We start from the raw sequence: 12,066 nt of genomic DNA, 5'->3' as shown, positions 1-12,066 counted from the left end.
GCTACGATTTACAGGCCGAAACGGGCCCAGAGCGCGCGTTCGGTGACAACATCGACCATTTCCTCGGCGGAAATGAGTCCGCGTGGCGCCGCACCTTGGGAGAGACCGCCGAGCCTGCGCCGCAGGAAGCCGCCGCCGGTCTGGACGGATCGAAGTTCCACCTTGTCGCCGTAGCGGCGGCGAAGATCGGACCGCATCTCGCCGATCGCGTCGACGAGGCCGAGCGCGCGGGCCGACAGCCCGGTCCAGAACAGGCCCGAGAACAGGTCCTCGCCGCTCGACAGCGCGTCGCCGCGCCGCGCCCTGACGAGGGCGATGAAGGTGTCGTGGACCTCGCGCTGCAGGCTCTTGAGGTGCTCCACGTCCTCCGGGTTCTCCGGCTGGAACGGATCGAGTGTCACCTTGCGTGTGCCGGAGGTGTAGACCCGCCGTTCGATGCCGAGCTTGTCGATCGCCCGCTCGAAGCCGAAGCCGGCCGAGATCACGCCGATCGAGCCGACGATCGAGGACGGATCGGCGATGATCTCGTCACCTGCGCAGGCGATCATGTAGCCGCCGGAGGCGCGACGTCCTCGACATAGACAAGCACGGTCTTGCTCTTCTCGGCCGCCAGCTGGCGGATGCGGCTGTAGATCAGGTGCGACTGCACCGGCGAGCCGCCCGGCGAGTTGATCACGATCGCCACCGCAGGCGCCTTCTTGTCGGCAAAGGCCTTCTCCAGCGGACCGGCCGCCGTGGCCATCGACAGGCCGGGCCGGAACGGCGACGCCATGCCGATCGCGCCCGACAGGCGCACCACGGGAATGACGGGTCCATCGCCGCGCATCGAGGCGGGCAGGAGGCGTTTGAAGCTGAAGGCCACGGGCGGGGGATCTCCTCGGATCGATGTCCCGACAGATATGGGGCACACAAGGGCCGTGCAAAAGATGTCGTGCCTGCTGCCGGCACTCGCGACGGAGTTTCGCGTCAGGCTGGGAGGGCGCTTGTGACGTCAGTCAGACGGGCAGACCATCATCTCCATAGAGGAAATCCTGGCTGCGCGCTGCCTCCGCTCCGGACGTGACCTTTGCTGCAGCGGAGGCGCGAACGGATGCGATCAGGGCGCGACGTGCTGATGCGTCGACGGGAGCCTTGACCGGAACCAGCCGAACAATCGCCTGACCGTGGCGGGTCAGAACGATCTCGTCGCCCGCTTGCGCGCGACGAACCAGTTCAGAGAGGTGCGCCTTTGCGTCGCTCACGGAAATCTGCATCACGCGACCCAACGGAATGGATGATGAAACAGGGTAGTCGTTCGGATGCTCCGTTTCCATCTTGATGTTGGGCAGCGCATGTTCGGCAGAGGCGATCCCACGCTGCAACAGATGCGCACCCGGCCTCGTTCTTCGAGACAGCCCTTGCGGGCTTCCTCAGAATGAGGCCTTCGTGAATCTGGAATTCCAATAGGCTGGAATTCCAACACAAGCGCCTGCTCTTTCCCCTCTTCCTGAGGAAGGCGCGAAGCGGCTGTCTCGAAGGACGAGGGGGAAGCCACCGAGGAGCGGTGCAGGATCTGCAACGCCTTTCGAGGGCAGCGATGATCTCTCATTCCAGGTGCGACAGCGAGCGGTGGGGCAGATGCGACCCGGCGCAGCAGCAGCGGCCGTTTTGACACTGCGGGAATGCCTCGTCACCGCCAGCCGATCTCCAGCCCCACCCCGTCCCGCAGCGCCGCCTCCACCTCAGCCGCATAGCGGCCATCTTCGCCGTGGACGACGAGGCCCGGCAGCAGGGCGAGCGGGGCGCGGCTGCCGAGCCGGCCGCGGGCGATCAGCCGGTGGGCGGCCTTGTGCGCCTGCGGATGGACCGGCAGGAGGTCGATGGCGCCGAAGCGGGCCGACAGCGCGGCGACGATCTCGCCGATCGCATCGGCGCGGTGGATCAGCGTCACGGTGCGTCGGGCGTCAGCAGCGAGGCGGCGGTGCGCAGCCAGCGGTCGAGATCGCCGTCTGCGGCCATGTGGGCACCGGCCCGCGCCGCATCGGGCGAGACGCGGCTGCGCCCGGCCGGATGGAACGGCGGGTTCATGATCACGTGTTCGGCCCGGCCGGGCACGAGCCCCGCGGCGCGTCGCGCTGCGCCCGGTGCGGCGATGTCGGAGGCGAAAGCGACCAGGCCGCCGCAGAGGCCGGCGTTGCGGACAAGATTGCGCGACAGCAGGGCGAGCGTCTCCGGGTCGCGCTCCACGAAGATCACCTCGTCGAGGGCCAGCCGCGCGGCGGCGCACAGGCCGGCAACGCCGACGCCGGCGCCGAGATCGGCAACCCGTCCGACGGTTCCCGGCGGCAGGCAGGCGGCCAGAACCACCGCGTCGAATCCCGCACGGTGGCCGCGCTGTGCCGGCTGCTCGACGATCACCCGGCCGCCGAGAAAGGCATCGAGCGTGGTCGCCGCGGCGTCGGGCGGGGCCGTCTCCGCCGCCGGGGACGCGGGCGCCTCGACGCCGCTCACGCCGTGGTGCCCTTTTCCTCGCGCAACTCGGCGCTGAGGCCGGCGTCGGTCAGGATCTGCCGCGCCTCCGCCGCTTCCGCGCTGTCGACCATCAGCCGCCGCTGGACCATGCTCACCGACCCGTCCATCACGCTTGCGGCCTCGTCGGCCACGAAATGCAGGATCTCCGCCTCGCTGAGAAGCGAGCAGGCAAAGGACAGCGCGACGACATCATTGGTGCGCATCAGTTCCTTCATGGTCTTCTCCTTGCTGGTCGGGCGGACTGTCCGACCCGGCATGCTAGCCTACCGGCGGTGATCCGGCATCCACGGGATTTGCGAAGGGCCGGCGCCGGCTTTGCCGCGGCGTCGGGCGCCTTCGCCGGGACGAAGCTTGCCGGGTGGTTGACGCCGCCCTATGGTCGCGAGATATGGGCGGCGGCGCTTGAAGCAACATCCCGCATGCCGGGGCGCATCGGGAAAGACGGTCTGGAGACGAAAGCGTGGGCGTGGTCGCATCCGTTGAAAAACACAAGCCGGACGCCGGCATCGCCCTGCTGATGTCGCTGGTCGACGCCGACATGGCGCGGGTCAACCAGTTGATCATCGACATGGCCGGTGCCAATGCCGAGATGATTCCCGAGGTGGCGCGTCATCTCATCGAGTCCGGCGGCAAGCGGCTGCGGCCGATGCTGACCCTCGCCAGCGCCGGGATGTTCGGCTACGCGGGCGACGGGCACGTCAAGCTCGCCGCCTCGGTCGAGTTCATGCACACGGCAACCCTTCTCCACGACGACGTCGTCGACGAGAGCGAGATGCGCCGTGGCAAGCTGGCTGCCCGCATGGTCTGGGGCAATCAGGCGAGCGTGCTGGTGGGCGACTATCTGCTCGGCCAGGCCTTCCGCAAGATGGTGGAGGTCGGCTCGCTGGAGGCGCTTGCGGTGCTCTCGCGCGCGGCCGCCGTCATCGCCGAGGGCGAGGTGATGCAGCTCGCCGCGGCCAAGGATCTCTCCACCGACGAGGACGCCTACATCCGCGTCATCGACGCCAAGACCGCCGCGCTGTTCTCGGCGGCCTGCGAGGTCGGACCGATCGTCGCCGGCAGCAGCGATGCGATGCGCGCGGCGCTGGCCAGCTACGGCACCGCCCTCGGCCTCGCCTTCCAGCTTGTCGACGATGCCCTGGATTACGGCGGCTCGTCGGTGAATCTCGGCAAGCGCACCGGCGACGATTTCCGCGAGGGCAAGATCACCCTGCCGATCATCCTCGCCTACCGGGCCGGCAGCGAGGCCGAGCGTGCCTTCTGGACGCGCACGATCGAGCAGGGCGAGATCGGCGACGGCGACCTGGAGAAGGCCGGCGAGATCCTGCGCCGCCACGGAGCGATCACCGCCACCGTGGAGCGCGCCCGCCACTACGCGCCCGCGCCATCGAGGCGCTCGACACGCTTCCCCCTGGCCAGCATCGCCAGGCGCTGCTGGAGGTGGTCGAGTTCTGCATCAGCCGGGTGCACTGAGGTTTGGCAGTTGGTGGTCGGCAGTCGGGCGTCGGTCGTCTTGACGCCGACATGACCTGTCGCACGCCGACGCCGCGGCTTTCCCTCGCTCTTCGAGGCAGCCGCCTTGCGGCTTCCTCAGGGGTGAGGGAGAAAGCAAGCGACTGCGATCAAACGACAACTTCCGGCGGGCGGAGAGATCCCTGAGGCCTCATCCTGAGGAGGCCTGGAACAGCCCGTCTCGAAGGACGAGGCCGGGCGCGTTGGCGCCAAGCTATTGACCGGATCGGACAGCGGTGGGCCAAGCCCGGCAAGGGCCGGAGGGAGGTTGCGGCCCGTAGACCCGGCCTCATCCGCCGGTCATCACCGCCCCTCCCCAAAAAAACACAAAAAAGCGGCGCGCTTCTTGCGAAGGGGCGCCGCAGACGTTTTGGGAGGAAGGCCGGCCCGCGGGAACCCGCGGGCGTCGCATGTGTGAGGCAATCAGGCCGAGTTCTTCAGCCGGGGCGTGAAGGCGGACTTCACGTTGGCGAGGATTGCGTCCTTGTCGACGTCGGCGCCCATCTCGATCATGGCATCGGCGAAGCGGCCGACGATGTCGGTGATCGCCTCCTCGTTCAGCTGGTTGAGGATGCCGATGCGGACCTGGACCGGCTCCGACAGGGTCGGCCAGATCGCGAAGCCACGGGCGCGGCAGTTGCCAACCAGTTCCTTTTCCTTGCCGGCCAGCGCGCCCGGCAGGTTGAGGACGACGAGGCTGGTCATGTTCGAGGTGACTTCACAGCCCATCTCTTCCACGGCCGTGCGCAGCACCTTCTCGTGGAAGGCATAGTCGGCGGCCTTCTGGGCGCGGCCGTGCATCAGCAGGATGCGCAGCGCCTCGTGGAAGGAGGCGACGGCATAGCCCGAATGGGTCTGGTGGTAGGACGGCGTCGGTACGTCCTTGCCGTCGATGATGCCCCAGTGACGGGCGTTGAGGATGGGGTGGTTGACGTAGTTGTAGCAGCCGCGCTTCCGGACGACGTCGATGTATTCGTCGCGGAAGCTGACCGGGGCATAGGTCAGCGGCAGGGCGAGAACGCCCTTCTGCGGGCACGAGGCCCAGCCGACGATCGCCGGATAGTCGTCGATGTTGAAGTCGCTGACGCCGAGGCTCGAGACGGCGTCGACGAGGCCCATGGCGCCATGCTTGGCGCAGGCGTCGTTGAAGCCCTTGATGTCATTGATGCGGCCCGAGCCGGTTTCCCAATGCGCCATGAAGGCCCACATCGGCTTGTGCTCGGCCAGCGCCTGGTCGACCATCTCGCCGGTGACCGACTGGCCGTGCGGCACGTTCACGACGATCACGTTCGCCGGCTGCGGGTTCATCGGGTTGGCGGCGAGATCGTCCGGGGTGGACGCCTTCATGCGGATCGTCAGGCAGTCGATGCCGGAGAAGGTGCCGTTGTTGAAGGCGACGACCTTGTCGCCCGGCAGGATGGCGCTCTGCAGGCTGTCGAGGCCGGACCAGCCGGTGCCGGCGATGCCGTAGGTGTAGACGTTCTTGGTCCCGAAGACCTCGCGCAGCATCTGCTTGGCTTCGACCATGCCGCGCAGCACGTCGAGCTGCATGTGGTCGGCGACGCCGGCGCTGGCGAAGGCTTCGAGCACGCGCGGGTCGGTGTTGCCAGGGCCAGGGCCGGCAGCCAGCGTGTTCGGGATCTTGAGGGAGGGGAAAATCGTCATGTCGTTTCCTCGCTGGCCAAAGCCGTCTCTGTGAACCGTCCGCCGAACATCCTGGCCGCCCGGGCAGGGCCCGGATGCGGAAAGGGCATCGATCGTCGTCTGCTGATATCGCCGGTGGACAGGCGTCCATCGCGGCGGAGTGTGCTCCAATTCGGGCGCGCCGATCATGCGTCCCGCGGTCGCGGCGTCCCGAGCGGCCGGATGACCGGCCAACCGAACCCAGCCATGTCCCACTGCACCGTCTCACGGCCTGCCGTCACGGACGGGACGCGGCCGGACACGGAAACCGTGAAATTGTGACTGCATTGTCCGCCTTGCCCCGGACATCGTCGAGACGATGCCAGAGGCAAAGATTTCTTCCCCCCTGTTGAAAGTTGGGCGCCACTCAATTGCGAATTGATCTAATGAATTGACGAGACACAGCTTTCGCCGTCACGAAACCGTCGTCGCGATCACCCATGTCGCAGGCCTTGCCGCGCGCAATAAGGTCGCAGCGCGGACCGCCGCGCCGGCGCGGCGAACAGGGCAAGGCAGGTCGATCCCGAACCGGACATGCGGGCGAGGAGAACATCCGGCAGGTTGGCAAGGTCGGCGAGAAGGGCGCCGATGGCCGGCGCAAAGGCGATGGCCGGGGCCTGAAGGTCGTTGCGCGCGGCCGCAAGCGCGTCAACGACGGCGCCGGCATGATCGATGGCGGGCAGGTCGGCGATCGGCGGGTTGGTCCGGGTCTCGAGGCGCCGGAAGATCTCCGGCGTCGGGGTGGCGATTCCCGGGTTGGCAAGGAGCAGGCCGAAGGCGGGCAGGGCGCCGAGCGGCGTGATCGTCTCGCCGATGCCGCGGGCGCGCAGGGGGCGGGAGTGGAGGCACATCGGCACATCGGCCCCGAGCCGCAACGCCGCCTCCAGGATCGCGGGGCCGAGCGGGTCGAGCCCGAAGCGGCGGCAGACGAGGCGGATCGCGGCGGCAGCATCCGCCGATCCGCCGCCGATGCCCGCTTCCGCCGGCAGGTGCTTCTCCAGGGTGAGGGCGAGACCCGCCTGTTCCGGATCGATGCCGGCCGCCGCCAGCGCCAGCCTTGCGCCGCGCAGGGCAAGATTGCTCTCCGGCGGCAGGCCGGCGAGGGCGCCGGCCATCGGCCCGGTCACTGACAGGTTGAGCGGCCCTTCGCCCGCCGCCTCGAGCGTCAGAACATCGCCGACCGGCGGGAACACCGCCAGCGTGTCGAGGAGGTGGTAGCCGTCGGCGCGCCGGCCGACGACATGCAGGGCGAGATTGACCTTGGCGCGGGCCGTCTCGGTGAGCGCGCTCATGGAGGCTACGCCGTCCGGCGTCAGCCGCCGGACGGCTTGGTGCCTTCGGAGGCCTGCTTCGACGTGAGCGGCGGCAGGCCCTCCTGCAGCTTCTTCAGGATCTTCGGCAGCTCTTCCGGCTCCGGATCGGTGTCGCGGGCATGTGCCCACTGGAAGCGCGCCTCGATCGTGCGGCCGACGCGCCAGTAGGCGTCGCCGAGATGATCGTTGATGGTCGGATCGGCCGGACGCAGCTCGACGGCGCGCTCCAGCTGGGCCACGGCCTCCTCGTAGCGGCCAAGCTTGTAGAAGACCCAGCCGAGGCTGTCGACGATGTAGCCATCGGATGGCTCGGCCTCGACGGCCTTCTCGATCATGCCGAGCGCCTCGTCGAAATTCTCGCCGCGGTCGACCCAGGAATAGCCGAGGTAGTTCAGCACCAGCGGCTGGTCGGGGCTGAGCTTGAGCGCCGTCTTGAAGTCGGCTTCGGCCTGCGGCCAGCGCTTGGTGCGCTCATAGGCGATGCCCCGGTTGTAGTAGAGCTGCCAGTGCTGCGGCGCCGGCGTGCCGAGGGCCTCGATCGCCTGGGTATAGGCATCGGCGGCGGGCTCGAACATCTTGCGCACCCGCAGGATGTTGCCGAGCGCCGTGAGCGCATCGAGATCCTTCGGATTGGCCCGGATCACCCCCTCGAGGTGCTTGCGGGCCTCCTCCACCTTGTCGAGCGCGTTGTAGTCGAAGCCGATCTGGATCTCGGCGGCCCGCTTGAAGCCTGACTTCTCGTCGACGAGGCCGAGCATCTCGATGGCGCGCTCGTAGTTCTTGGAGCGCTCGAAGATCTCCGCCAGCGTGATCCGGGCGATGTCGGTCTTCGGGTCGAGATGGAGCGCGAGCTGCAGGAGGCCGGCGACGAGTTCCGAGCCGTCGTCGCGCGAGATGGCGTTGGCGACCCCCGAGAGCAGCTCGGCCGCGCCGTGCCGGGCATCGGTGGCCAGCGGCTTCATCTTCGTCTTCGCGACAAGATTGGTCTTGAGCCGGTTGAGCACCCCGTGGTCGGGCACCCGGGCGAGCAGTTCGTCGACGACGGCATTCGCCTCGTCGAAACGGCCGGCGCGCGACAGGGCGCGGACATAGGCCTCGGTGATGCGGATCGAGCCCTCGTCGAAGCCGTGCGCGACCCGCAGCCGCTCGATCGCCTCGTCGCTGCGCCCGCTTGCATCCGCGATCAGGCCGGCGTGGTAGCTGCGGAACAGTTCGAACCACTGCGGCCCGTTCATCGCGTCGAGCCGGTCGAGCGCCTTGTCGGTGCGCCCGGCGCCATATTCGGCCCAGGCCTGGAGGATGCCGGCAATGAGCTCGGTCAGCGGTTCGGAATGCGACTTGCCGAAGGCGTCGATTGCCTTGGTGTAGGAGCCGCGCTCCAGAAGATCCACGCCCGAGGCGAGGTTGGCGAGGCGGTTGTCCGGATCGATCGCCAGCAGGCGCCGGGACAGGCCGAAGGCGCCTTTGATCTCGCCGTCGGCGAGCGTGAGCGTGAAGGCGCGTTCGAGGAGGTAGGTGTCCTCCGGGTCGGTCAGCAGCGCGCGGGTGAAATAGAGCGAGGCGGCGTCGAAGTCCTTGGCGCGATCGGCATGGAAGCCCGCGAGGAAGTTGCCCGCGGTGCTTTCGCCCGGCGGGAAGCTCACCGCGTCGCCGGTCCGTCCGGCCAGCGCGCCGCCGGCGGGAAGGAAGGCGGCGGAGGCGAGGGCGAGGACGGCGGCCAGCCGGAAGGCGGATCGCCGCGTCCGTCGATCCGTCCCGGCTCGTGCACGTCGGTCAAGCGTCATCATGGGTCTCCGTCAGCCTTGCCGTGGCGTCGTGCCGTGGTCGGGCACGCACCCGGCCGGCAGCGGCCCTGGCGCCGATCCATCCGCCGGCAAATCAGCGGGGAGGATGGACGCGATCGCAGCCGCCTGCAAGTCCGCGCACCCGTGTCCGATCCGGCCCGCCCTGACGGCGGCGCCCGGCGAACGTCTCGCCGCCACGCATAGACCAGTGTTGTGGCGGGACGGTGGCCCTTTCCGGGCGCGGCCGTCCCTCTGCCGCCCGTCGCGAGGCTGCGGAACAAACACCCCGGCGGGGCGTCGTCACATGGCAAATCAATCGGTTATTGCGGGGCCCCGGCGAAACTTCTTGCACCGCATCAATTGAGGGGGCATCAACGTCGAGGAGATGGGCACCGTCCGCGTCCGCGGCCCCGAAGGGCGGCGGGACAGGCCGCGGCGCCCGGCAGGACCGAGGCGGAGGCCAACATTCGCCGGGACTGGAGGGAAGTGATGGCGCCTTGGGTCTACGGGTTCGAATGCGGCCGCGCCGACGGCGCAGCCTCGATGCGCGAACTCCTTGGCGGCAAGGGCGCCAATCTGGCCGAGATGGCACGGCTCGGCATGCCGGTGCCGCCCGGCTTCACCATCACCACCGACGTCTGCGGCTGGTACAACCGCAACGGCAAGTCCTATCCGAACGGCCTGATCGCCGAGGTGCACGGCGCGATCGGCCGGATCGAGGTCGCGACCGGGCGCCGCTTCGGCGCCAGCGAACGCCCGCTGCTGCTGTCGGTCCGCTCGGGCTCCCGGGCCTCGATGCCCGGCATGATGGACACGGTGCTGAACCTCGGCCTCAACGACGTGACGGCCGCCGCCCTCTCCGCCGAGACCGGCGACGAGGCCTTCGCGCTCGACAGCTACCGCCGCTTCATCCAGATGTACGCCGATGTCGTGCTCGGCATCGACCACAGCATCTTCGAGGAAGTGCTCGAGGGGATGAAGGACGCGGCCGGGCTGGTGTTCGACACCGACCTCACCGCCGAGGACCTCCAGCGCGTCGTCGACCGCTTCAAGGCGATCGTGGAGGACGAGACCGGCGAGGGCTTCCCGCAGGATCCGCAGATCCAGCTCTGGGGCGCGGTCAGCGCCGTCATCGAATCCTGGAACACGCCCGCGCCGTGGTCTACCGCCGGCTGCATCACATCGCCGACGACTGGGGCACCGCCGTCACCGTCCAGGCCATGGTGTTCGGCAACACCGGCTCCGATTCGGCCACCGGCGTCGCCTTCACCCGCGATCCCTCCACCGGCGAGAAGATCCTCTACGGCGAGTTCCTGCTGGATGCCCAGGGCGAGGACGTCGTCTCCGGCATGCGCACGCCCAACTACCTGACCGAGGCCGGGCGCCAGCGCGCCGGTTCCGAGTCGCCGTCGCTGGAAATGCTGATGCCGGCGGCGTTTTCAGAATTCCGCCGGATCTGCGACGACCTGGAGCGCCATTTCCGCGACATGCAGGACGTGGAGTTCACCATCGAGCGCGGCAAGCTGTGGATGCTGCAGACCCGCACCGCCAAGCGCAGCGCCGAGGCGGCGATCCGCATCGCCGTGGAAATGGCCGACGAGGGCGTGATCACCACCGAGGAGGCAGTCGGCCGCATCGACCCGACCTCGCTGGAACAGCTGCTGCATCCGACGCTCGATCCCCGCGCCGCCCGCGAGGTGATCGCCACCGGCCTGCCGGCGTCGCCGGGGGCCGCCTGCGGGCGCATCGTCTTCTCCGCCGAGGAGGCCGAGAAGGTGGCGCAGGAGGGCCATGCGGTCATCCTCGTGCGCACCGAGACCAGCCCGGAGGACATCCACGGCATGCACGCCGCCGAGGGCGTGCTCACCACCCGCGGCGGCATGACCAGCCACGCCGCCGTGGTCGCCCGCGGCATGGGCAAGCCCTGCGTCTCCGGCGCGGCCACGATGAAGGCCGACGCCAAGTCGCGCACGCTGAAGGCCATGGGCCGCACCTTCGAGGCCGGCGACGTCATCACCATCGACGGCACCACCGGCCAGGTGATGGCCGGCAAGGTGGCGATGCGCGAGCCGGACATGTCGCCCTCCTTCCTGCGCCTGATGGGCTGGGCCGACGAGATCCGCCGCATGAAGGTGCGCGCCAATGCCGAGACGCCGACCGAGGTGCGGGTCGCCCGCGCCTTCGGCGCCGACGCATCGGCCTCTGCCGCACCGAGCACATGTTCTTCGACGACGGCCGGGTGCTGGCCATGCGCGAGATGATCCTCGCCGACACGGAGGAGGGGCGCCGCGCGTCGCTGGCCAAGCTGCTGCCGATGCAGCGCAAGGACTTCACCGAGATCTTCGAGATCATGAGCGGCCTGCCGGTGACGATCCGCCTGCTCGACCCGCCTTTCCACGAGTTCCTGCCGAAGAACCCGGAGGAGGCCGAACGGCTCGCCGCCGATCTCGGCATCGAGATCGAGCGCTTCAACGATCGCCTCCGGGCGCTGCGCGAATACAACCCCATGCTCGGCCATCGCGGCTGCCGGCTGCTGATCTCCCATCCGGAGATCGTCGAGATGCAGGTGCGGGCGATCTTCGAGGCGGCGCTGATCGCCACCCGCACCACCGGCGTCGCGATCATGCCGGAGATCATGGTGCCGCTCGTCGCCACCCGCGCCGAGCTCGAATACATCAAGGTCCGCATCCACGAGACGGCCCGGGCGGTGATGGCCGAATCCGGCAAGCGCTTCAGCTACCAGATCGGCACGATGATCGAGCTGCCGCGCGCCTGCCTGCTGGCGCGCGAGATCGCCGAATGCGCCGAGTTCTTCTCCTTCGGCACCAACGACCTGACCCAGACCACCTTCGGCATCAGCCGCGACGACGCGGCCGGCTTCCTCGCCAGCTACGACGCCAAGGGCATCCTCGGCTACGACCCCTTCACCACCCTCGACCGCCAGGGCGTGGGCGAACTGGTGCGCATCGGCGTGGAACGCGGCCGGCAGGCCAGGCCGGACATCAAGGTCGGCATCTGCGGCGAACACGGCGGCAACCCGCCCTCGATCGCCTTCTGCGAGGAACTCAACCTCGACTACGTCTCCTGCTCGCCGTTCCGGGTGCCGGTGGCGAGGCTGGCGGCGGCGCAGGCGACGCTGGCGGGGCGGGGATCGACGCGGGTGGCGTGAGCGGTCACGACGAGATGGGAAACGGGCCGTTTCCTGCGAGAAACGCCTCGCGGCTTCGATCGTAATGACTTGAGATTGCGGGTTCCGCAAGGAC

The 12,066-nt window shown here is 68.8% G+C and carries 7 protein-coding genes and 3 pseudogenes; 2 read left to right on the top strand and 8 right to left on the bottom strand.

From position 1 onward, the window contains the following. Positions 1-8: 8 nt before the first annotated feature. From A6302_RS17105 to A6302_RS17095, 5 genes and pseudogenes are all read right to left on the bottom strand, one after another. Positions 9-862, bottom strand: a pseudogene (locus A6302_RS17105) (S49 family peptidase). A gap of 133 nt (positions 863-995) precedes the next feature. Then, complete coding sequence (locus A6302_RS21540; protein ID WP_083255861.1) at positions 996-1,253, bottom strand: type II toxin-antitoxin system Phd/YefM family antitoxin; 258 nt, start codon at positions 1,251-1,253, stop codon at positions 996-998. Between the two features lie 416 nt (positions 1,254-1,669). Further along, complete coding sequence (locus A6302_RS24800) at positions 1,670-1,930, bottom strand: hypothetical protein (protein ID WP_245294121.1); 261 nt, start codon at positions 1,928-1,930, stop codon at positions 1,670-1,672. Beyond that, on the bottom strand, positions 1,927-2,490 hold the full coding sequence (locus A6302_RS17100) for a methyltransferase (protein WP_245294120.1): 564 nt from the start codon (positions 2,488-2,490) through the stop codon (positions 1,927-1,929). The genes A6302_RS24800 and A6302_RS17100 overlap by 4 nt, the downstream gene beginning before the upstream one ends. After that, the gene (locus A6302_RS17095; protein ID WP_069308055.1) at positions 2,487-2,726 is read right to left on the bottom strand and encodes a putative signal transducing protein; all 240 of its coding nucleotides are present in this window, start codon (positions 2,724-2,726) and stop codon (positions 2,487-2,489) included. Before A6302_RS17095 ends, A6302_RS17100 begins: the two co-directional genes overlap by 4 nt. A 245-nt stretch (positions 2,727-2,971) precedes the next feature. Between A6302_RS17095 and A6302_RS17090 the strand changes: the two are divergent. After that, positions 2,972-3,984: pseudogene (locus A6302_RS17090) on the top strand (polyprenyl synthetase family protein). Between the two features lie 462 nt (positions 3,985-4,446). On the opposite strand, the gene A6302_RS17085 reads toward A6302_RS17090, so the two are convergent. From A6302_RS17085 to A6302_RS17075, 3 genes are all read right to left on the bottom strand, one after another. After that, positions 4,447-5,688, bottom strand: a complete 1,242-nt coding sequence (locus A6302_RS17085) for a pyridoxal-phosphate-dependent aminotransferase family protein (RefSeq protein WP_069308054.1) — start codon at positions 5,686-5,688, stop codon at positions 4,447-4,449. Between the two features lie 452 nt (positions 5,689-6,140). Then, the gene (locus A6302_RS17080) at positions 6,141-6,998 is read right to left on the bottom strand and encodes a 4-(cytidine 5'-diphospho)-2-C-methyl-D-erythritol kinase (protein ID WP_069308053.1); all 858 of its coding nucleotides are present in this window, start codon (positions 6,996-6,998) and stop codon (positions 6,141-6,143) included. A gap of 20 nt (positions 6,999-7,018) precedes the next feature. Then, a complete protein-coding gene (locus tag A6302_RS17075; protein ID WP_069308052.1) occupies positions 7,019-8,806 on the bottom strand; it encodes a tetratricopeptide repeat protein in 1,788 nt (595 codons plus the stop codon). Positions 8,807-9,292: 486 nt separating this feature from the next. On the opposite strand from A6302_RS17075, the pseudogene ppdK reads away from it, so the two are divergent. Next, positions 9,293-11,972 (top strand): annotated as a pseudogene (gene ppdK / locus A6302_RS17070) (pyruvate, phosphate dikinase). Positions 11,973-12,066: the final 94 nt, after the last annotated feature.

This window comes from Methylobrevis pamukkalensis (assembly GCF_001720135.1).
GTDB lineage: Bacteria > Pseudomonadota > Alphaproteobacteria > Rhizobiales > Pleomorphomonadaceae > Methylobrevis > Methylobrevis pamukkalensis.
The sequence above is the reverse complement of the archived record's forward strand: the minus strand, read 5'-3'. Positions and strand labels throughout refer to the sequence as shown.

Excerpts from the sequence above, each read along its gene's own strand:
- A6302_RS21540 (WP_083255861.1), bottom strand. The coding sequence starts at position 1,253 with ATGCAGATTTCCGTGAGCGACGCAAAGGCGCACCTCTCTGAACTGGTT.
- A6302_RS17095 (WP_069308055.1), bottom strand. The coding sequence starts at position 2,726 with ATGAAGGAACTGATGCGCACCAATGATGTCGTCGCGCTGTCCTTTGCC.
- A6302_RS17085 (WP_069308054.1), bottom strand. The coding sequence starts at position 5,688 with ATGACGATTTTCCCCTCCCTCAAGATCCCGAACACGCTGGCTGCCGGC.
- A6302_RS17080 (WP_069308053.1), bottom strand. The coding sequence starts at position 6,998 with ATGAGCGCGCTCACCGAGACGGCCCGCGCCAAGGTCAATCTCGCCCTG.
- A6302_RS17075 (WP_069308052.1), bottom strand. The coding sequence starts at position 8,806 with ATGATGACGCTTGACCGACGTGCACGAGCCGGGACGGATCGACGGACG.